This window comes from Streptomyces sp. NBC_00344 (assembly GCF_036088315.1).
In the GTDB taxonomy this organism is placed as follows: domain Bacteria; phylum Actinomycetota; class Actinomycetes; order Streptomycetales; family Streptomycetaceae; genus Streptomyces.
This window is the reverse complement of record NZ_CP107996.1, coordinates 5,070,497-5,092,050: the sequence shown is the minus strand read 5'-3', so window position 1 is coordinate 5,092,050 and position 21,554 is coordinate 5,070,497. Positions and strand designations below refer to the sequence as shown.

At 69.3% G+C, this 21,554-nt stretch carries 15 protein-coding genes; 5 read left to right on the top strand and 10 right to left on the bottom strand.

Annotated elements, in window-relative coordinates; all coding sequences use genetic code 11:
• Positions 1-72 precede the first annotated feature (72 nt).
• The 5 genes from OHS16_RS22975 to OHS16_RS22955 all read right to left on the bottom strand — a co-directional run bounded on the left by OHS16_RS22975 (position 73) and on the right by OHS16_RS22955 (position 6,112).
• On the bottom strand, positions 73-1,107 hold the full coding sequence (locus tag OHS16_RS22975) for a LacI family DNA-binding transcriptional regulator (RefSeq protein ID WP_443042786.1): 1,035 nt from the start codon (positions 1,105-1,107) through the stop codon (positions 73-75).
• Positions 1,092-2,744, bottom strand: a complete 1,653-nt coding sequence (locus tag OHS16_RS22970; protein WP_328539122.1) for a glycoside hydrolase family 13 protein — start codon at positions 2,742-2,744, stop codon at positions 1,092-1,094. Before OHS16_RS22970 ends, OHS16_RS22975 begins: the two co-directional genes overlap by 16 nt.
• Before the next feature lie 61 nt (positions 2,745-2,805).
• Positions 2,806-3,717, bottom strand: a complete 912-nt coding sequence (locus OHS16_RS22965) for a sugar ABC transporter permease (RefSeq protein ID WP_328540951.1) — start codon at positions 3,715-3,717, stop codon at positions 2,806-2,808.
• A gap of 35 nt (positions 3,718-3,752) precedes the next feature.
• On the bottom strand, positions 3,753-4,739 hold the full coding sequence (locus OHS16_RS22960) for a carbohydrate ABC transporter permease (protein ID WP_328539121.1): 987 nt from the start codon (positions 4,737-4,739) through the stop codon (positions 3,753-3,755).
• Positions 4,740-4,840: 101 nt separating this feature from the next.
• Positions 4,841-6,112, bottom strand: a complete 1,272-nt coding sequence (locus OHS16_RS22955; protein ID WP_328539120.1) for an extracellular solute-binding protein — start codon at positions 6,110-6,112, stop codon at positions 4,841-4,843.
• Between the two features lie 289 nt (positions 6,113-6,401).
• On the opposite strand from OHS16_RS22955, the gene OHS16_RS22950 reads away from it, so the two are divergent.
• The 3 genes from OHS16_RS22950 to OHS16_RS22940 all read left to right on the top strand — a co-directional run bounded on the left by OHS16_RS22950 (position 6,402) and on the right by OHS16_RS22940 (position 10,172).
• On the top strand, positions 6,402-8,015 hold the full coding sequence (locus tag OHS16_RS22950) for a glycoside hydrolase family 13 protein (protein WP_328539119.1): 1,614 nt from the start codon (positions 6,402-6,404) through the stop codon (positions 8,013-8,015).
• A gap of 25 nt (positions 8,016-8,040) precedes the next feature.
• Entirely contained in the window at positions 8,041-9,084 is a 1,044-nt protein-coding gene (locus tag OHS16_RS22945) for a LacI family DNA-binding transcriptional regulator (protein ID WP_328539118.1), read from the top strand.
• An 86-nt stretch (positions 9,085-9,170) separates the two neighbouring features.
• Positions 9,171-10,172 (top strand): phosphatase PAP2 family protein, encoded by a 1,002-nt coding sequence (locus OHS16_RS22940; RefSeq protein WP_328539117.1) that lies wholly within the window; start codon positions 9,171-9,173, stop codon positions 10,170-10,172.
• 54 nt (positions 10,173-10,226) lie between these two features.
• On the opposite strand, the gene OHS16_RS22935 is transcribed toward OHS16_RS22940, so the two are convergent.
• On the bottom strand, positions 10,227-13,232 hold the full coding sequence (locus OHS16_RS22935) for a bifunctional [glutamine synthetase] adenylyltransferase/[glutamine synthetase]-adenylyl-L-tyrosine phosphorylase (RefSeq protein WP_328539116.1): 3,006 nt from the start codon (positions 13,230-13,232) through the stop codon (positions 10,227-10,229).
• Positions 13,233-13,532: 300 nt separating this feature from the next.
• Between OHS16_RS22935 and OHS16_RS22930 the strand changes: the two genes are divergently transcribed.
• Positions 13,533-13,748: a hypothetical protein gene (locus tag OHS16_RS22930; protein ID WP_328539115.1), complete on the top strand. Its 216-nt coding sequence runs from the start codon at positions 13,533-13,535 to the stop codon at positions 13,746-13,748.
• Positions 13,749-13,828: 80 nt separating this feature from the next.
• Here the strand turns inward: OHS16_RS22930 and OHS16_RS22925 are convergent, their stop codons facing one another.
• The 3 genes from OHS16_RS22925 to OHS16_RS22915 form a co-directional block, all read right to left on the bottom strand.
• Positions 13,829-15,577, bottom strand: coding sequence for a TIGR03767 family metallophosphoesterase (locus tag OHS16_RS22925; RefSeq protein ID WP_328539114.1), 1,749 nt, complete (start codon positions 15,575-15,577; stop codon positions 13,829-13,831).
• A gap of 248 nt (positions 15,578-15,825) precedes the next feature.
• Positions 15,826-17,544: a carbohydrate-binding module family 20 domain-containing protein gene (locus tag OHS16_RS22920; RefSeq protein ID WP_328539113.1), complete on the bottom strand. Its 1,719-nt coding sequence runs from the start codon at positions 17,542-17,544 to the stop codon at positions 15,826-15,828.
• 489 nt (positions 17,545-18,033) lie between these two features.
• A complete protein-coding gene (locus OHS16_RS22915) occupies positions 18,034-18,879 on the bottom strand; it encodes a helix-turn-helix domain-containing protein (protein WP_328539112.1) in 846 nt (281 codons plus the stop codon).
• 94 nt (positions 18,880-18,973) lie between these two features.
• On the opposite strand from OHS16_RS22915, the gene OHS16_RS22910 reads away from it, so the two are divergent.
• Complete coding sequence (locus OHS16_RS22910) at positions 18,974-19,750, top strand: alpha/beta fold hydrolase (RefSeq protein WP_328539111.1); 777 nt, start codon at positions 18,974-18,976, stop codon at positions 19,748-19,750.
• Positions 19,751-19,991: 241 nt separating this feature from the next.
• On the opposite strand, the gene OHS16_RS22905 is transcribed toward OHS16_RS22910, so the two are convergent.
• On the bottom strand, positions 19,992-21,353 hold the full coding sequence (locus OHS16_RS22905; RefSeq protein ID WP_328539110.1) for a glutamine synthetase family protein: 1,362 nt from the start codon (positions 21,351-21,353) through the stop codon (positions 19,992-19,994).
• Positions 21,354-21,554 lie beyond the last annotated feature (201 nt).

The window sequence follows — 21,554 nt, the reverse complement described above, 5'->3', positions numbered from 1 at the left end:
TGCCGGACACAACGGACGCCGCCCTGCCGTGTGATGCGGCAGGGCGGCGTCCGTTTTCGCCGGGGCGGAAGGTCAGCCGGCCCGGCGGGCCGTCGACCCCCGTACCACCAGTTCCGGCTGGAAGACGAACTCCGTGTGCTGGACCGGGTTTCCGCCGATCTCCTCGAGCAGTGCGCCGACCGCCGCCGCGGCCATCGCCTGCACCGGCTGGCGCACTGTGGTGAGCGGCGGGTCGGTGAAGGCGATGAGCTGCGAGTCGTCGAACCCGACCACCGAGACGTCGTCCGGCACTTCGAGGCCGCGTTCCCTGGCCGCCCGCACCACACCGAGCGCCATCAGGTCACTGCCGCAGACAATGCCGGTGCACCCCTGGTCGAACAGCGCACCGGCCGCCGCCTGGCCGCCCTCGACACTGAACAAGGTGTGCTGGAGCAGGACTTCGGCCTCCTCAACGGACTGCCCGAGATGGGCCGACACCGCGTCGATGAAGCCCTCGCGCTTGCGGCGCGAGGGGACATAGCGCGACGGGCCCACCGCGAGACCGATCCTGCGGTGGCCCAGGTCCGCGAGATGCCGCACGGCCATATGGACGGCGGCATGGTCGTCGGGCGAGACGAAGGGGGCGCTGATCCGCTCGTTGTATCCGTTGATCAGGACGAACGGCACCCCGCGCTCGGTCAGTCCGGCGTACCGCTCCGGGTCCGACGACGTGTCGGCGTGCAGACCTGAAAGAAAGACGATGCCCCCGACCCCGCGTTCCACCAACTGCTCGACCAGCTCGTCCTCGGTGGCGCCGCCGGGCATCTGGGTGCAGAGCACGGGCGTGTAGCCGTGACCGGCCAGGACCTGCTCCACGGCCTGCGCGAAGGCCGGGAAGATCGGGTTGGTGAGCTCGGGCGTCACCAGCCCGATCAGGCCCGCGCTGCGCTGCCGCAGCCGGAGCGGACGCTCGTAGCCCAGCACGTCGAGCGCCGCGAGCACCCGCTGACGCGTGGTGTCCGCGACGCCCGGCTTCCCGTTGAGCACCCGGCTGACCGTGGCCTCGCTGACCGCCGCCTGCGCCGCGATGTGCGCGAGCCTGGGAGGTGCGGTCACACCGCCCACCAGACGGTGGTGTCCTCGGGAAGTACGACCTCACCGTCGGCCGGTGTCACTTCGGTGCTGGCGAGCACCGCACGGCCGGGGGCCGCGATGCGGACCGCCCGGCCCGTCGTGTTGACCGTGCAGACGAAGCCGGGGCGGGCGAAGGCCAGCACTCCTGCGGGCATCCCGGGCAGCCAGTCGACGGACTCGCCGGCTCCCAGACCGGGGAGCTCGCGCCGCAGTGCGATCGCGCTGCGGTAGAGCTCCAGGGTGGACGCCGGGTCGCCGCTCTGCGCCTGCACGCTGAGACCCGACCAGCTGTCGGGCTGCGGGAGCCAGCTGCCGCCGGACCCGAATCCGTACGAGGACCCCGTGGTGGTCCAGGGGATCGGCACCCGGCATCCGTCGCGGAACCCGTCCTGGCCCGCGGCGCGGAAGAAGGAGGGATCCTGGCGCACCTCGTCGGGAAGGTCGGTGACGTCCGGGAGACCGAGCTCCTCGCCCTGGTAGACATACGCGGAGCCGGGCAGCGCCAGCATCAGCAGCGTGGCGGCACGGGCCCGGCGGAGCCCGAGTTCACGGTCGCCCGCGGTACGGATCTGCGTGCCGCCCGGCGGGTTGGCGAAGCGGGTCGCGTGCCGGGTGACGTCGTGGTTGGAGAGCACCCAGGTGGCCGGGGCGCCGACCGGGCGCATCGCGGCGAGCGAGACGTCGATGACCTCGCGCAGCCGGTCAGCGTCCCAAGGGGTGCCCAGGTACTGGAAGTTGAATGCCTGGTGCAGCTCGTCCGGGCGGACGTAGTTGGCCGTGCGCTCCACGGTCGGGGTCCAGGCCTCGGCGACGGCGATCCGCTCGCCGGGGTACTCGTCGAGGATCTTCCGCCAGGAGCGGTAGATCTCGTGGACACCGTCCTGGTCGAAGAACGGCATGACATCGTTGCCGAGCAGCTTGAGCTGTTCGGCGCCGCCGATGTCCGGCAGCCCCTCCGCCTTGACCAGGCCGTGTGCCACGTCGATACGGAAACCGTCGACACCCATGTCGAGCCAGAACCGCAGGATCGAGCGGAACTCGTCCGCGACGGCCGGGTTCTCCCAGTTGAGGTCGGGCTGCTCGGGGGCGAAGAGGTGGAGGTACCAGCTGCCGTCGGCCGTCCGGGTCCAGGCCGGCCCGCCGAAGATGGACTCCCAGTCGTTGGGCGGGAGTTCACCGTTCTCGCCCTTGCCCGCACGGAAGTGGTAGCGGTCCCGCAGTGGTGAGGACGGGCCGTCGTTGATGGCCCGCTTGAACCATTCGTACTGGTCCGACGTGTGGTTGGGCACCAGGTCGACGATGATCCGCAGGCCCAGGTCGTGCGCGTCACGGATCATCGCGTCGGCGTCCAGCAGGGTGCCGAACATCGGGTCGATGGCGCGGTAGTCGGCGACGTCGTAACCGGCGTCGGCCTGTGGCGACGCGTAGAACGGCGAGAGCCAGACGGCGTCGACGCCGAGGTCGCGCAGATACGGGAGCCGGCTGCGTACGCCTTCGAGGTCGCCCATGCCATCACCGTTGGCGTCGGCGAAGCTGCGCGGATAGACCTGGTAGATCACCGCGTCCCGCCACCATCCGGTGTGTGTGCCGGGTGTGGAGTGGCCGGTGGGAGCAGCGAGGTGCTGGGTCATGTCATCCCTTGGAAGTACGGGGGTGGGGGAAGAAGCGAGGTGCGGGCCGGGGCCCCGCGGGTCAGGACTTCGCGGCGCCGGCCGAGAGTCCGCTGACCAGATGGCGCTGAACCAGATAGAAGAAGACCGCTGCGGGCAGCGCGATGAGCACCGAGGTGGCCGCCATCAGGTTCCACTGGGTGTCGTGCTCGCTGACATAGGTCTGCAGACCGACGGCCAGCGTGTACTTGTCGGAACTGAGCATGAAGGTGGACGCGAAGGCCACCTCCGCCCAGGCGGTCAGGAAGGTGTAGAACGCGGCGACCGCGAGACCGGGCCTGGCCAGCGGCAGGATCAGTCGGTAGAAGGTGCCGAAGGGGGTGAGCCCGTCGACCCGTCCGGCCTCGTCGATCTCCTGCGGGATGGTGTCGAAGTACCCCTTGAGCAGCCACGCGCAGTACGGGACCGCGGTGGTGCAGTAGGCGAGGATCAGCGCCCAGTAGGTGTCCAGCAGACCGAGGTTGGCCAGGATGTTGTAGAGCGGCACGATCAGGATCGCGATGGGGAACATCTGGGTGACCAGGAAGGTCCACATCAGCTGCCGGTGGCCGGGGAAGCGCATCCGGGAGACCGCGTAGCCGGAGCTGGCAGCGATGAACACACCGAGCACCGTGGTGCCCAGCGAGACGATCACCGAGTTGGCGAACCACTTGAGGAAGTCGGTGTGCTCGATGACGAACGAGTAGTTCGACAGGCTCATCTTGTGCGCGATGGCGCCCGGGTGCAGGAAGTCGGTCTTGTCGGGGCCGAGCGAGATCCAGGCGATCCACAGCACCGGGAAGGCCGCGATGAAACTCGCCAGGATCAGCCCGCCGTGCAGCAGCGCGGAGGCCCCTCTGCCGCGCTCCCCGCGTTGCAGGGGCCTCCGCCCGGCGCGGGCGGAGGGAACCGCGGATGCCGGTGCGGCCGTGCGGCCGGCGGTGGTGACGCTCATGGGGCTGCCTGCCTTCTCGTCGTTGGTCGCTGTGTTCACCGGAGGACCGTCTGTTCGCCGCGGGCCTGCCAGCGCCGGTAGAAGGTGGCGAAGACGATGAGCATGGAGAGCACGAGCACGCCGTACGTCGCCGCGCCCGCGTAGTCGCGGGGGGTCTGCCCGAAGCCGAGCCGGTAGGCCCAGGTGATCAGGATCTGGGTGTCCTCGCCGCCGGTGGCGCCGAACAGCAGGAAGATCACATTGAACTGGTTGAAGGTCCAGATGGTGCCGAGCAGGATCACCGTGGCACTGACCGGACGCAGCCCCGGCAGGGTGATGTGCCGGAAGCGCTGCCAGCCGGTGGCGCCGTCCATCTCGGCAGCCTCGTACAGTTCGGCCGGCACGGCCTGGAGTCCGCCGAGCAGCGAGAGCATCATGAACGGCACACCGACCCAGGTGTTGACCCCGATGGCGGCGACGCGCTGCCATGTGGTGTCGCTCAGCCAGCCGGGCTCCGGCAGATGCAGCGCACCGAGCACGGTGTTCAGGATGCCGCCGTCGTCGGCGAGGATCAGCCGCCAGGAGAAGACGGTGACGAAGGTGGGGACGGCCCACGGCAGGATCAGCAGAATCCGGTAGAGGGTGCGGCCGCGCATCTTCCGGTTCAGCATCATCGCGAGCGAGAGCCCGATGCCGTAGTGCAGGGCCACGCAGGCCACGGTCCAGATGACCGTCCAGGCGAAGTGCGGCCAGAACTGGCCGTCGGCCCCGGAGAGGATCTCCCGGTAGTGCTGGAGGCCGACCCACTTGAACGAGTCGGGGATGTGGTTGACGCCGATCGTGCGGCCGACGTTGTCACTGGTGGCGTCCGTGAAGGTGAGGTAGACGCCGCGGATCAGCGGGATGAGCACCAGCGCGATGAGGACGAGAACGACCGGGGCCACCATGGCCCAGGCGTACCAATGCTTGTTGTACGACTGCTTGATCCGGCTGAACGGGCCGGTCCGGCCCCGGCCGGCCCCGCCCTGAACGGCGACGGTCATCTACGACACCTTCTCGAGTCTGCTGCTCTGCTGCCTGTACGTGCGCGAGGGCCCACCCGCCCCGGCTCGGAAGCGGCGGGGCGGGCGGGCCTGTCTGCGGGTCAGTCGGTGAAGTCCGGAAGGAGCTTCTTGTAGCTCTTCGCGGTGGCGTCGAGGCCGCTCTGCGTGCTCGACTTGCCCTGCAGGATCTTCGTGTAGTTGGTCAGCAGGTCCGCGTAGAGCGAGCTGTACTGGGGCAGCGCCGGGCGGGCCTTGCCGTTCTGGAGCAGCGCCTGGAACTCGGAGACGCCCGGCTCCTTCTGGACCGCCGGGGTGACGGCGTCCGAACGGGTCGGCAGGGTGCCGTTCTTGAGCGTGATGTCCGTCTGCGAAGGGGCGGAGGTCATGAAGCCGATGAACTTCTCCGACGCCTTCAGGTGGGCGGCGTCCTGACCGGCGTACGCGACCAGGTTGTGGCCGCCGAGCGGGGCACCGGCGTTACCGGTGGAGCCGGCGGGGACCGGGGAGATGCCGAGGTTGGAGGCGTCCTTGAAGGCGGCGCCCTTGTAGATGTTCGTCAGCTCCCAGGGGCCCTGGACGATCATCGCGACCTTGCCGTTGACGAACGCGTCCTGCATGTTCGCGTACTTGTTGGCGGTCACGTCGAGCTTGTGCACACCGGGCGAGCCGAGGAGCGTCTTGGCCTCGTTGACCGCCTTGGCCGCGGGGGCGCTGTTGACGGTGATCTTCTTGGCGCCGGCGTCGACCATGTCGGTGCCCTCGCCGTAGAGGAAGGGCATCAGGTAGTAGGAGTCGTCGTGCAGCCAGAAGCCCTCGGCGTCGGTCTTGGACTCCACGGCCTTGGCGACGGCCTTGACCTCGGCGAGCGTGGTCGGCGCCTTGTCGTATCCGGCCTTCTTCAGCAGCTCCTTGTTCCAGAGCAGACCGAGGGTGTCGGTGACCAGTGGTACGCCGTACTGCTTGCCGTTGACCTGGGCCTGCTTCAGCAGCGTCGGGTCGATCCCGCCGGCGCTGGCGACCGCGGCGGAGTCGTCCAGCGGGGCCAGGAACTGCGACTTCACGAAGCCCGGCGTCCAGCCGACGTCGGAGCGCATGACGTCAGGGGCGCCCTTGCTGCCGGCAGCGGTGGTGAACTTGTTCTGCGCCGTGTCGAACGGGACGTTGACGTAGTTGACCTTGATACCCGGGTTGGCCTTCTCGAACTTCTTGACGAGCGCCTTGTAGGTAGGCCCTTCGTTCGTCGCGTTCGATGTGTCCCACCAGGTGATGGTGACAGGCCCGTCGGACTTGCTGCTGCCGCTGTCGCCGCCGCAAGCCGTCGCCGCGAGTGCCAGGGTCGCTACCAGAGCGGTGGCCGCTATGCCACGTCGCATGTGAACTCCTTCAACAGGTGCCGCTCCATCACGGCGCCGGGTTGCGAGGAACGTAACAAGGATGCAAGAAGACCGAAAGACCTTGCGGAGTTTTTCTGCAAGGAGCGCCCTTCGTTACCTCAGCGTATCCGCACGGTTGCCGTTACGACCCTTGTCAAACGGGCCATCGGGGTGCCGGAAGCGGCCCTTCGGACCCCGCAATCAGCACCGCAAGGCCTTGCAAGACTGTTACTTTCGGAGTCTGTCCGCGTTGATCCCGTACGTTGCAAGTCTTCCGAAAGGAACACCCATGACGCAGGAGCTCACCACCGCAGCCACCGGCCCCGCATCCGCATCACCCTCAGGCCGGGCCGGCTGGTGGCGGGACGCGGTGATCTACCAGGTGTACGTGCGGTCCTTCGCGGACAGCGACGGTGACGGCATCGGCGACCTGCGGGGCATCCGCGAGCGGCTGCCCTATCTCGCGGAGCTGGGCGTGGACGCGGTCTGGCTCACCCCCTTCTACGCCTCACCGCAGGCGGACGGCGGATACGACGTCGCGGACTACCGGGCGGTGGATCCTCTCTTCGGCGGGCTCGACGACGCCGAAGCGCTGGTGGACACCGCACACCGTCTCGGACTGCGGGTGATCGTGGACATCGTCCCGAACCACACATCCGAACGGCACCGCTGGTTCGAGGCGGCACTGGCCGGCGGACCCGCCGACCGGGCCCGCTACCATTTCCGCCCGGGTCGGGGCGCGGAGGGTGAACTGCCGCCCAATGACTGGGAGTCGGTGTTCGGCGGGCCGGCCTGGAGCCGTACCCCGGACGGCGACTGGTACCTCCATCTGTTCGCGCCCGAGCAGCCCGACCTCAACTGGGACAGCCAGGAGGTGCGCGAGGAGTTCGACGCGGTACTGCGCTTCTGGCTCGACCTCGGTGTCGACGGTTTCCGTATCGATGTCGCCCACGGCATGGTCAAGGCCGCCGGGCTGCCGGACATCGGCGCCCGCGAGCAGGTGAAGATGATCGGCTCCCAGACGCTCCCCTTCTTCGACCAGGACGGTGTGCACGAGATCCACCGCTCCTGGCGGCGGCTGCTCGACTCCTACGAAGGGGAGCGCATCGGGGTCGCCGAAGCGTGGGCCCCGTCCCCGGAGCGGCTCGCGCTGTATGTGCGCCCCGACGAACTGCACCAGGCCTTCAACTTCCAGTTCCTCAAGTGCGCCTGGGACGCGGCGGCGATGCGTTCGGTCATCGACGGGTCGCTGGCCGCCACCGCGTCGGTCGGCGCCCCCACCACCTGGGTCCTGTCCAACCACGATGTCGTCCGCCATGTCACGCGGTACGGCGACGGACCCACCGGACTGCGCCGGGCCCGGGCCGCAGCGCTGCTGACCTTGGCCCTGCCCGGGTCCGCGTACATCTACCAGGGCGACGAGCTGGGGCTGCCCGAGGTCACCGATCTGCCCGACGGTCTCCGGCAGGACCCCTCCTTCTTCCGCAACGCCGGGCAGGACGGCCTGCGGGACGGCTGCCGGGTGCCCATCCCCTGGGCCGAGGACGGCCCGTCGTACGGCTTCGGGCCAGGCGCCGGGTGGCTGCCGCAGCCCGGCAACTGGAAGGAGCGCTCGGTTGCCGCACAGTCCGGCGACCCGCACTCCACACTCGAGCTCTACCGCAGCGCGCTGGCGCTCCGGCGCCGGCTGGAGGGTCCGAACGGGAGGCCGCTGCAATGGCTCGAAGCACCGGCGGGCGTCCTGGCCTTCAGCCGCCCCGGGCTTGTGTGCACGCTCAACACCCTCGCCGTCCCTGCCGAACTGCCCGCCCCCGGCAGGCCGCTTCTCTCCACTTCGGCTCCCGTCATCGATGGGGACTCTGTTCGCATTCCCGGCGAATCCTGCACCTGGTGGGCAATCTGACATGCGCCCGGTACAGTCCAGTCCCATGACCGCACGGCTTGCCGACATCGCAGCCCAGGCGGGGGTCAGTGAAGCGACGGTCAGCCGGGTACTCAACGGCAAACCGGGGGTCGCGGCGGCCACCCGCGAATCCGTACTCGCCGCACTCGACGTGCTCGGATACGAGCGTCCCGTACGGCTGCGGCAACGCAGTGCGGGACTCGTCGGGCTGATCACCCCCGAGCTGGAGAACCCCATCTTCCCGGCCCTGGCCCAGGTCATCGGCCAGGCGCTGACCCGGCAGGGCTACACCCCGGTCCTCGCCACCCAGACTCCGGGCGGATCCACGGAGGACGAGCTCACCGAGATGCTGGTGGACCGCGGGGTCTCGGGCATCATCTTCGTCTCCGGACTGCACGCGGACACCACGGCCGATATGCAGCGCTACGAGCAGCTGCGCGCTCAGGGCGTCCCGTACGTCCTGGTCAACGGCTTCTCGCCGAAGGTGCAGGCGCCCTTCATCTCCCCCGACGACCGGGCCGCGATGCGGCTGGCCGTCACCCATCTCGCGTCGCTGGGGCACACCAGGATCGGCCTCGCGCTGGGGCCGCGCCGCTTCGTGCCGGTGCTGCGCAAGATAGAGGGCTTCCAAGCGGCGATGCAGGACAGTTTCGGTCTGCTCCAGGACGAGAGCGCGAAGCTGATCCAGCACTCGCTCTACACCCTGGAGGGCGGGCAGGCCGCGGCATCCGCGCTGATCTCGTCCGGCTGCACGGCAGTGGTCTGCGCCAGCGACATGATGGCGCTCGGCGCGATCCGTGCCGCCCGCCAGCTCGGCCTCGACGTGCCGCGTGACATCTCGGTGGTCGGCTTCGACGACTCCCCGCTCATAGCGTTCACCGACCCGCCCATGACGACGATCAGGCAGCCGGTCACCGCCATGGGCCAGGCCGCGGTCCGGGCCCTGCTGGAGGAGATCGGCGGCACACCCGCGCCGCACAGCGAGTTCGTCTTCATGACGGAGCTGGTCGTCCGGGGTTCAACCGCTTCGGGCCCCGGTTCCGAGACCGGGTCAACGCCGCGTTCCTAGGGCGACCGCCGTCCGCACCGGGTGCGGACGGGCCTCCCCCGAGGGATGATCTGGGGGAGGCGTTGTTTCTGGCAGACTCTTCTTCCATGGGTGAAACGACCGTGAAGACACAGGAAGCCCGTAAGGACACCGAGTCACCCGTCGTGACCCAGGGGACAGCCGCGTCCGTCATCGGCCGTCTCCGTTCCCCCCGCCGTCCGCGTATCTGGTTCGAAATCCTGCTGATCGCGGCGAGTTACTGGGTCTACTCACTGATCCGCAACGCTGTTCCCGAGCAGCGCTCGACCGCTCTGCGCAACGCGGACTGGGTCTGGAGCGCCGAGAACTCGCTGGGCCTCGGGTTCGAGCAGAGTGTCAATCACGCGGTGAATTCGGTGACATGGCTGATCGTGTCGATGAACTACTACTACGCGACACTCCACTTCATCATGACCATCGGCGTCCTGATCTGGCTTTTCCGCTCCCATCCCGGCCGTTACGCGGCGGCGCGTCTCGCGTTGTTCGCCACGACCGTGGTGGCTCTGGCCGGGTACTACCTCTTCCCGCTGGCGCCGCCGAGACTGATGAACGGCACCCACTTCATCGACACGGTCATGGTGCACGACACCTGGGGCTCGATGGCGTCGGGCAACCTGAAGAACATGTCGAACCAGTACGCGGCCATGCCGTCGATGCACATCGGCTGGTCGCTGTGGTGCGGTCTGATCATCTTCGCCCTGGCCTCCACACCGTGGGCGAAGATTCTCGGACTGCTGTACCCGGCGGCGACGCTGCTGGTCATCGTGTCCACGGCGAACCACTACTGGCTGGACGCGGTGGGCGGGATGCTGTGCCTGTCGTTCGGGGTGGCGCTCTCCTACGCGTGGTACGGGGCACTGCCCCACCGCCTGCCGCGCGTCCCGGTGCGGCGGGCCCGGACTCCGGCAGCGGCGCCCGCTCCGGCCGCGGCTCCGGCACCCGCTCCGGACGGTACGGGGCCGGAGGGCCAGGAGCCGGAGCGTGCGAGGCCGGGGGGCCAGGCCCCCGGTCGGGAGCACCCCGTCGCCGTACGGGCCCGTAAGACCGCGCAGGACACCGGCAGGGCCTGAGAGACACCGGCCGGGGAGAGCACCGGATCCGGCCCGGGGGCGCCGGCCGCGCCCTCAGCCACCGTAGAACCGCTCCTCCATGACCGCCCTGGCCCGCCGGGTGAGCCGCCGGTAGTCGTCGAGCATGTCTCCCACGTGCCCCGCCTCGTACCCCAGATACCGCCCGACCGCTGCGAGCTCCCGCCCGTCGGACGGGAACGTGTCCCCGGCCCGTCCCCGCACCAGCATCACCGCGTTCCGCACCCGGGAGGCCAGGACCCACGCCTCGTCCAGTGTCTGGGCGTCCTCGGTGGGCAGCAGCCCGGCCGCATGGGCCGCGGCCAGGGCGGAACGCGTGCGGGTGGTGCGCAGACCGGGGATCTCCCAGCCGTGCTGCATCTGCAGCAGCTGAACCGTCCACTCGACGTCGCTCAGACCGCCCCGGCCCAGCTTGGCGTGCAGCGTCGGGTCGGCGCCGCGCGGCATCCGTTCCGACTCCATCCGGGCCTTGAGCCGGCGGATCTCCCGCACCGCCTCGTCGCCGAGCCCCTCGACCGGGTACCGGAGCGGATCGATCAGCTCGATGAAGGCCGCGCCGAGATCGTCGTCGCCTGCCATCGGCTCGGCCCGCAGCAGTGCCTGGCTCTCCCAGACCCGCGACCAGCGCCGGTAGTAGGCGGCGTACGAGGCGAGGGTGCGCACCAGCGGGCCGGTCTTGCCCTCAGGACGCAGATCCGGGTCGATCAGCAGGGGCGGATCGGCCGTCGGCAGCTGGAGCAGCCTGCGCATCTCCGCGACGACCGAGTTCGCCGCACGGCTCGCCTCCTGGTCGTCCACACCGTCCCTGGGTGAGTGCACGAAGAGCACATCGGCGTCGGAGCCGTAGCTCAGCTCGTGGCCGCCGAAGCGGCCCATGCCGATGACCGTGAACCGGGTCGGCAGTGTGTCGCCCCACTGCGCGCGCACCGCTGCCCGCAGGGCGCCCGCGATGGTGGCCGCGTTCAGGTCGGTGACGGCGTTGCCGACCCGGTCCACCAGCGTGCCGCGGTCCGCCTCCACCGGGCTCTCCTCGGTGCCGTACGAACCGATCAGGTCGGCGGCCGCCGTACGGAACAGCTCCCTGCGGCGCACCCCGCGCGCCGACGCGACGGCGCCTTCGGGGGTCTCCGCCCGCCCCACGGCGGACATCACCTCCTGCTCCAGGTTCGCGCGGCTGCGCGTCTCGAGGCCGCCGGTCGCGCCGAGCAGCGCGACCGCCTCGGGGGCACGCAGCAGCAGGTCGGGGGCCAGCCGGCCCCCGGACAGCACGCGTGCGAGGTTCTCGGCTGCGGCGCCCTCGTCCCGGAGCAGCCGCAGATACCAGGGGGTCTTGCCCAGCGCGTCGGAGACCTTGCGGAAACCGAGCAGACCGGCGTCCGGGTCGGCGGAGTCCGCGAACCAGCCGAGCAGTACCGGGAGCAGGGTGCGCTGGATGGCGGCCTTACGGGAGACCCCGGAGGACAGCGCCTCCAGATGACGCAGAGCGGCGACCGGATCGGCGTAGCCGAGCGCCTCAAGGCGCTGTCCCGCGGCCTTGGGACTGAGCCTGTTCTCGCCCGGCGCCAGCTGGGCGACCGCGTCGAGCAGCGGACGGTAGAACAGCTTCTCGTGCAGCCTGCGCACCACCGCGGCATGGCGCTTCCAGGCCCTGGTGAGCTCGGCGACCGGGTCGGTGCGCAGGCCCATCGACCGTCCGAGCCGGCGCAGATCCACCTCGCTCTCCGGCACGAGATGGGTGCGCCGGAGCCGGTACAGCTGGATGCGGTGCTCCATGGCGCGCAGGAAGCGGTAGGCGTCGTCCAGCTGCGCCGCGTCGGCGCGGCCCACGTATCCACCGGCGGCAAGGGAGTCCAGCGCGTCCAGGGTGTTCCCGCTGCGCAGTGTGGCGTCGCTGCGACCGTGCACCAGCTGGAGCAGCTGGACGGCGAACTCGACGTCGCGCAGCCCACCGGGGCCGAGCTTGAGCTCACGCTCGACCAGGGCCGGGGGGATGTTGTCGACGACCCGGCGGCGCATCTTCTGCGCGTCGGCCACGAAGTTCTCCCGCTCGGACGCCTGCCAGACCATTGGCCTGACCGCTTCGACGTACTCCTTGCCCAGCGTGACGTCTCCGGCGACGGCCCGCGCCTTGAGCAGCGCCTGGAACTCCCAGGTCTTGGCCCAGCGCTCGTAGTACGCGAGGTGGCTGGAGAGGGTCCGCACCAGGGGGCCGTTGCGGCCCTCGGGACGCAGATTGGCGTCCACCGGCCAGATGGTGCCCTCGATGTTCGTCTCCGAGCAGATGCGCATCATGTGCGCGGCGAGCCGGGTGGCCGACTGGACCGCCCTGGTCTCGGTTTCGCTGTCGCCGCTGCCGCTGTGGTCGGCCGGCTCGGCGAGGAAGATGACGTCCACGTCGGAGACGTAGTTGAGCTCGTGCCCACCGCATTTGCCCATCGCGACGACCGCGAGACGGCACAGGGCCGCATCATCGGGTGCGGCTGTGGACGCGATCGACAGGGCCGCGCGGAGGGTGGCGGTCGCCAGATCGGCCAGTTCGGCGGCGGTCTGCCTGACATCGGTCGTGCCGCACACGTCGCGGGCCGCGATGGCCAGCAGACACCGCCGGTAGGCGATCCGCAGCGACACCGAGTCGGTGGCATCGGCGAGGCCCCGCTCGAACTCGGGGATTCCGGGGTGCAGATCGGCCGTCTCATAGGTGACCAGGGCGTGCCAGTCGTGGGGGTGCCGCGCAAGATGGTCGCCCAGCGCCTCGGAGGCGCCGAGCACCCCGAACAGCCGGTCCCGCAGCGGTTTGGCGGCGACCACCGTGTCCAGTAGCGTCTGCCGCTCGTCCAGCTGCTGCGACTCGACCATCCGGACCAGTCCCAGCAGCGCCAGGTCGGGGTCCGCTGTGGCGCCGAGCGCGTCGAGCAGTACGGGATCGTGGCGGACGGCCGAGAGCTCCGGGGTGTCGAGGAGCCGCTCGGCGGCCGACGGATCGGTGAAACCGTGCCGGAGCAACCGCGTGAACATACTGCCCTTGCGCCCCGGCACCGTCATGCCGCCGCCTCCCAAGCTGGTCCGTCAGGCCGACCGGACCGACCGAACCGGCTGATCGAAGTCCGGTCTCCGAGCCTATCCGCAGCGGCTGGAAGCGGCTCTGTCGAGGCGGCCGGTACCGGGTGCCTGCTTCCGGTCGAGCACCGCCGGTCGAAGCCCGGCCGTGAGCCGGATGCCCGGCGACGACCGCCCGGTGCAGGCGTCGCTCCCCCTTCCCTCGTCACTCCCCTTCAACCCTCCGGTCCGCCCCTCGGGCAAGCGGGCCGGACGGTCCGGCCGGCCGAGGAGTACGACCTGGTCGTGGAGGGCAGGACGGCGCCCCTGGCGGACGGGGGACGGCTGTGGGCGCTCACCCGGGCCCATGTCGTCACATACGGCCGGGAATGGCACTTCGATGTGCGGGACGGGGGCGTTCCATGGCCGGGCGGCAGAGCGGAGGTGTTCCGGGTCCCGCCGGACACGGCCCCCCGCTTCGACAAGGGGAGGAACGCGCAGACCCGGTGGGTCTTCGGCTGAAGTCGGCGGTGCCCCCGCCGTCCGGCGGGGCCGCGACCGCGGGGGCGCCGGCCGGGCCGGCGCCCCCGCCCCGCGTACCGTCAGCGCCCGAACGGCCTGGCCAGCAGCAGCTCGGTGTTGTGGTCGGCCGCCGCGCCCAGCTTGGCCGCGGGTGTGGCGTACGGGTCGTTGAAGGAAAGCTCCCGGTACAGGGCCGCGAGGCCCGCCTCGGAGGTGTCGCCGAAGTCGGTTGTGTACGGGGCCGCGGACTCCACCAGCGTCGTGAACAGCGACAGCGTGCCGTCGGCGTTGTCGGCGACCTCGATGATGCGGGCGTGCTGCGGGAAGTCCACGTGGGAGGCGGTGTTGATCTCCCAGAAGGCACGTTCGGGGACGGCATGGCCGTGCGGGGTGATCAGGTTGGCGTGGGTGTGCCCGTTCACCCAGGCGACGACATTGGGGTAGCGCTGCAGGAGGTCCACGAGTTCGGTGCCGGTGTGGCGGCCCTCGAAGATGTTGTTCGGGTCGGGCAGGGTGTTGCCCATGGTGGTGCTGGTGTGATGGCTGAACAGGACCACCAGCTGGTCCTGGGAGCCCCGGCGTACCACCTTTCCGTCGGTGTCGTACCAGTGGGTGCTGTACGACTGGAGGACGGACTCCAGCCAGTGCAGCTGCGCCGTGCCGATCGAACCGTCCGCCCATCCGGCCCGGTTGGTGGTGTCCAGGCTGATGCCCAGCACGCCTTCGGATACCGGGAAGGTGTAGTACAGCTTGCCGCTGGAGGCGGCGGCCTGGGTGAAGCCGTGACCGAACGGGCCGGGGCCCGTGTGTGCCGGGTCCAGATGCGCCTGGGCGAACTGCTTGGGCGTGAAGGTCGCGCGTCGGGCGTCCGGGGTGACCCGCCGGATCGGCCCGCCGGCCAGGAGACGGGCGAGCAGCAGCGCGGCCTGCGCCGGATCGTGCTGCATGGCATCCGCCAGCTTGACGGCGGTGTCGTCGTCGACACCCTCGATCTTCCTGTCTCCCGTGTAGAGGGAGTTGAGCAGTCCGAGGTCGGGCAGTGTGCCCTCGATGCTGTCGTCGTGGTTGCCGACCGTGGTGTACCAGGGGGTCCGCAGACCGCTGGCGGTGAACGGCTGACCGGAGGCCGAGAGGAATCCGGGAACCTGAGGGAATCCGGCCTTCTTGTAGTCGTCCTGGAAGGTCGACTCCGGGTTCCAGTATCCGGCGGATCCGGAGTTCTGCACACCTTCGTAACGGGACGGGTCACCTGTGTTCGGAGTGATCCGGCCGCCGCTCATGACCGACAAGTACCAGTCGAGTTCGACCAGTTCATGGTTGTCGGTGTTGTCGCCGGTCGCCATCACCGCGGAGAAGGGCGCCCCCGTGTACGGGCCGCCGGCCAATGAGTTGATCCGCTCCACCAACGAGGCGGCGCCGCGTACGGTGAGCGCCTCCTGCGGCCGGTACGCGGAGTCGATGTAGCGGGCCAGGTACTCGAAGCGCACCGGGGACTCGGTGTCCGCCAGGTGCATGTCGGTGAACTGGACGAACGACGCGAGCCCGGTGCGCCGGGTGTCCCGTCCGGCAACTCCCGCCGCCAGCTCGTTCCTTACCACCAGCGGCCAGCCCGGACCTGACGCCAGCCGGCGGTAGGTCCCCGCACCGGACGGCGTGGCCGCCTGCTCCAGCGTGGTGCCGTCGGTCCGGACGGCACGGGCAGCGGTGGCTGCCACCGCGCGGTCCCGTTCGGCGGCCGATGCGAACCGGCTGTCGGCCAGGGTCAGTGCCGCGGCGGCGGCGACCGCCGAACTGCCGGTGACGAACTGGCGTCTGCTGTAAGGGCGCATGCCGGGATCTCCAGGCGGTGAGGGGAGGTGCGGGACGGCGTGCGCCGTCGCTGGGCCCTGGCGCACAGAAGATGTATTACCAGTCGGTAATGGTCAACCGCCAGAGTCCTGCACACTGGTGGCAATGCCGTGAACACGTTATGTCAGCGGAGCGGCGGAACCGCCAACGCCGTGGGCAGCACAAAGGTCCGCCCGGACGGCTGCCGGACGGACCCTCGTCCACTCCCGTACCGCGACGTGCCCCGGCCTCAGTCGCGCCAGGTGTCGCTCACCGACACCGAACCGCCCGACGAGACCGCGGCCGTGCGGTTGGCGCCTGATTCCCAGGTGACGTTTCCACTGCCGTCCTTGCGGATGTACTTGTACTCGAAGGCGGTGCCGGCGGCCATCGGGACCGTCAGCTTCCACACCGGGTAGCTCGCCGACGAGAGCAGCAGGGCGTTACCGGTGTTCCAGTTTCCGAGGGCCGGGCTGTTCCCGGTGACGTAGATGTTCTGGCCGGTCACCGTGGTGGCGTTCACCGCGAAGGAGGCGCCGCCGACCGGGTCGGTGGTGCCGCCGCCACCGTTCCCGGTGCCGGAGCAGGAGCTCGCCGCGTAGAGCGCGAGCGCGTCGTTGGAACCGATGGTGGCGGTGAACTTTCCGTCGGAGCCGACCGAGTAGGTCGTTCCGCTGTGCTGGACGTCGCAGTAGGTGCCGCCGGGCAGCGAGGTGCTGAAGGTCTGGGTCAGCGAGCCGGCCTCGTGGTTGATCGCCACGAAGCCCTTGCTGCCTCGGCCGAAGGCGATGGCGTTGCTGCCGTTGGACCACCAGTTGGTGACCGCGGTGCCGGCGACCGCGTTGCGGAAGCCGACCATGTTGGCGATCTGCGGCCAGGCGTGCTGGCACTTCCAGCCGTCGCTGTAACAGGCGTTGACGGTACCGCCGTTGGGCGGGCCCGCGTCGTTGTTGGTGAACTCGTAGCCGGAGTAGACGTTCGGCGAACCGTACGGCCAGGCCAGCATGAAGACATTCGCCAGCGTGTAGGTGGCGTTGTTCTTGTAGTTGAGGGTGGATCCGTTGCGCTCGGTGTCCCAGTTGTCCACGAAAGTACGGGACTTGTCACTTGCCAGGTAGCCGGCACCCCAGGACTGGCCCCAGTTGCTGAGGGAGGAGAGCTTCTCGCTGCCGAAGATCCGCTTGAGGTCGTACGCCCCCTGGAAGGCGTCGACGTCGCCGGTCCCGGTGTACTCGCTCGGCTGTACCGCTTCTCCGGCGCCGTAGATGACCTCCTGCACCCAGTAGACACCCGGGTTGGACAGCTTCGCCTTGATGGCGGAGAGGTCGCCGGCCGACATGTGCTTGGCGGCGTCGATGCGGAATCCGTCCACACCTAGGGAGATCAGATGGTTCAGGTATCCGGCGATGGTGGTGCGGACGTAGTCGCTGCCGGTGTTGAGGTCCGCCAGGCCGACGAGTTCGCAGTTCTGGACGTTGTCCCGGTCGCCGTAGTTGCTGATGTTGCTCCGGCAGGAGTGGAAGTCCTGATCCTGGTAGAACCCCGGGTAGTTGTACTTGGTGTAGCTGGTGCCGCCGGTGCCCGTCCCCGAGCCCGCCGACATGTGGTTGATCACCGCGTCGGCGACGACCTTCACACCCGCACTGTGGCAGGTGCCGACCATGTTCTTGAACGACGCCTCGTTCCCCAGCCGGCCCGCGATGTTGTAGCTCACCGGCTGGTACGAGGTCCACCACTGGTCGCCCGGAATCTGCTCGGACGCCGGGGAGACCTCGACGTATCCGTAGCCGGCCGGGCCGAGGCTGTCGGTGCAGGCTTTGGCCACCGAGTCGTACTTCCACTCGAACAGAGTGGCGGTGACGTCCTTGCTGCCGGGCGGTGTGGCCCCGGCCGGCTGCTGTGCTGCGATGGTGAGACCGGTCGCGGCCAGCAACACGGCCAGCCCGCCGTGTATGACTCGGGATCTCATGAGCGGCTCCTTGGGGGAAGACGAGCACAGCCCACTGGGCTGCGCCGCGAGCTTCCCGCCGTGGCGATGAGCACGTCAAGATGCTTGCAGCAACTTTCAACGAATTACTGCAAGGGGTTTCAGTGTCCGCACGGCGCCGTCGCGGATCCCGCCCGTTGCCGGCGTGGCGATCAGGCCACCGTCGGGATCATCCAGCGGGCACCCTCCCTTGTGAACCCCGGGCTTCCATGACGGCTCGCCAGTTCATCCGCGGGCTGTTTGCATCTGTGCTGCGGGCTCCGGGCATGCGAGCGACCTCGTCGCTTCCGCTACCGGACACGTGCTGCGACGGGAAACGGGACTCGTCGAGACAGTCGTCGAAGCGGTCGCGTCCGAGCGGGACGAACACCGCCTGGTCCCCGTGCTGTTGCACGTACCGCTTCCACGGCTGCGCCAGACCGAGTGCAGTCGGGGCGGTCGGATAAAGCCGTGCAAGCGGCGGATGCGACCTCACGGGACGGCCACCGCCGACTGCCATGCACCCGGGCGCATGCCTGTGGCGTTGAGGAAGAACACCGAGAAGTTGGACGCGTCGGGGAAACCGAGCGCGCCGGCGCAGCCGGCCGCGGTGAGGCGGTCGTGCGCGAGGAGCCGTTTGGCTTCCAGGGCGATCCGATCGACGATGTACGTCTTCGCGGTGCGGCCGGTGGCCTGCTGCACTGCCCTTGAGAGGGTGCGGGGGGCGTATCCCAGAGCCCGGGCGTAGTAGCCGGCATCGTGATGTTCGCGGAAGTGCGTTTCGACGCTGGACCGGAAAAGCCGAAACGCAGGATTGGCCGACCGCGCTTCGGCGTGCGGTGGCCGGAGCCGGGCGATGAGCGCGGAGAGCAGGATCTCGGGCAGCTCCGTCGACGTGTCCGCGGGCGGGGCGGATGCTTCGAGGAGCAGATGGTTGCGCGCGGTGTCGACGAAGGGCCAGTCGCCGTCGGGAATGTTCCAGTGCGCCGCCAGGTCCGGGGTCGCGGCGAGTTGTCGGGTGGCGTGGGTGACCGGCGCGGTCGGGACGAACAGCACCACGTGCCCTGCCACGTCGGCGATGTCGTCCCATCGGTGCACCGCACCAGGAGCGACCCACACCGCGGACCGCTCCCTGAGCGGGTGCCGGAGGAAGTCCACCGTGACGGCTCCGCGTCCGGCATCGACGACGGCCAGGACATGGAAGTCGGCACGTTGCGTGCCGCCGTCGCTCAGCCCGCGGAGGCGGCCGAACGTCATCATCTCGACAGCGGCGGCAACGCGCCCGACGGGCTGGTAGGTCATCTGCCGGATCACGGTCACGTGTCCAGTTTCCACCATCGGGCGACCAGTCGCGCCGATGCCCCGCAATGACGGCAAAGATTCAATCGACATGCGGGAGATCCGCCTCAGAACACCGATCCAGGAAGTCGCGATGAACTCGACGCAGCAGCAGCTCATGCCCGCTTACGACCATCGACCGGGGGCCGGTCCGACTCTGGTGTTTCTCCACTACTGGGGTGGTTCTGCCCGCACCTGGGACCTCGTCGTCGACCACCTCGCGGGTCGCGACCTCCTCACTGTCGACTTCCGAGGGTGGAGCCGCTCCAGCGGCCTGCCCGGCCCCTACACGCTCCGCCAGCTCTCGGACGACACTCTCGCCGTGATCGCGGACGCGGCCGTCACCGACTACGTCCTGGTCGGACACTCCATGGGCGGCAAGGTCGCGCAGCTGATCGCGGCGACCCGGCCCGCCGGCCACCGCGGCATCATCCTCGTCGGTTCCGGTCCGGCGAAGCCCGCCGCGGAGATCACTCCCGAGTACCGGGAAGGCCTTTCTCACGCCTACGACAGCGACGACTCCGTCGCCGGCGCACGGGACACCATCCTCACCGCGACCGACCTGCCCGAATCGCTCAAGTCGCAGATTGCGACCGATTCGCGTTCCAGCGCCGACGCGGCCCGTACGGAGTGGCCGCTGCGCGGCATCGCGGAGGACGTCACTGAGCACGCCCGCATGATCAGCGTCCCCGCCCTCGTCGTCGCCGGAGGGAACGACCGCGTCGAGCCTGTCGGGGTGCTCCGCGAGAACCTGGTGCCCTACCTCTCCGGAGCCGGCTTCACGGTGATCCCGAACACCGGTCACCTGATCCCGCTGGAAGCTCCGGCCGACCTCGTCGAGGCGATCACCGCCTTCGCCCCGGTTCACTGACCAGTACGTCACCGCACGGCGGCAGCAACGCCCGTCCGGCTTCACGCTGCGGGCCTCCCATCCCTCACGCAGAGCAGCGAGGCCCGCAGGGGGAAGGCCGTGGAACACCCATGTCCGAGAGGCCGCCCACCCGGCATCGACGGCCCGGCATACGGTCCGGGGTGGGTGAAACGGCTTCGGGCCGACGGTGCGACACCGTCGGCCCGCAGCCACACACAAGGCTCTTCCCTCTGCCCGGGAGCTACAGCACCGGCAGGTTCTTCCGCAGCTCGAAGGCGGTGACCTCGGAGCGGTACTCCTCCCACTCCGCCTTCTTGTTGCGGAGGAAGAAGTCGAAGACATGCTCGCCGAGCGTCTCCGCGACCAGTTCACTGCGCTCCATCAGCGCGATCGCCTCGCCGAGGTTCTGCGGCAGCGGCTCGATGCCCATCGCGCGGCGTTCCGCGTCCGACAGCGCCCAGACGTCGTCGTCCGCCCCGGCGGGGAGTTCGTAGCCCTCCTCGACACCCTTGAGTCCTGCGGCGAGCAGCAGCGCGTACGTCAGATACGGGTTGGCTCCGGAGTCGATCGAGCGGACCTCGACACGCGCCGAACCGGTCTTGCCGGGCTTGTACATCGGGACCCGGATCAGCGCCGAGCGGTTGTTGTGGCCCCAGCAGATGTACGAGGGAGCCTCGCCGCCCGCGCCCGCGCTGCGGGTGGAGCCGCCCCAGATGCGCTTGTAGGAGTTGACCCACTGGTTGGTCACAGCGGAGATCTCGGCGGCGTGAGTCAGCAGTCCGGCGATGAAGGAGCGGCCCACCTTGGAGAGCTGGTACTCGGCGCCGGACTCGTAGAACGCGTTGCGGTCGCCCTCGAAGAGGGAGAGGTGGGTGTGCATGCCGGAGCCGGGGTACTCGCTGAACGGCTTCGGCATGAAGGTGGCCTGCACGCCCTGCTCCAGCGCGACCTGCTTCATGACGAGGCGGAAGGTCATGATGTTGTCGGCCGTGGACAGCGCGTCGGCGTACCTGAGGTCGATCTCCTGCTGGCCGGGCGCGCCCTCGTGGTGGCTGAACTCGACCGAGATGCCCATCGATTCGAGCATGGTGATCGCCTGGCGGCGGAAGTCCATGCCGACGTTCTGCGGGGTGTGGTCGAAGTAACCGGAGTTGTCGGCGGGGGTGGGGCGGGTGCCGTCCAGCGGCTTGTGCTTCAGCAGGTAGAACTCGATCTCGGGGTGTGTGTAGAAGGTGAATCCGAGGTCGGACGTCTTGGCGAGGATCCGCTTCAGTACGTAGCGGGGGTCCGCGAAGGACGGGGAGCCGTCGGGCATCAGGATGTCGCAGAACATCCGTGCCGAGCCAGGGGCCTCGGCGCGCCAGGGCAGGATCTGGAAGGTGCTGGGATCCGGCTTGGCGATCATGTCGGATTCATAGACCCGGGCGAAGCCCTCGATGGCGGAGCCGTCGAAACCGATGCCTTCGTCGAAGGCCTGCTCCAGCTCGGCGGGGGCCACGGCGACCGACTTCAGGAAACCGAGGACATCGGTGAACCACAGCCGTACGAAGCGGATGTCGCGCTCCTCCAGCGTACGGAGCACGAATTCCTGCTGTTTGTCCATAATGCCGTCCTATCCATCCTTGCTGGTCAGCCGCCTGCTCCCACGCCTCCGGACACACCGGGGCCCATGAGCATCCCACCACACGATTTCAGGCATGTTGCGAACCCTCGTCCGAACATCTCACCGCACTCGGGTGTACCGCGGATTCCATTGTGGGACACGCCGGGGCGCCGAACGAGTCAGGGTGGCCCGCCTTCCGGT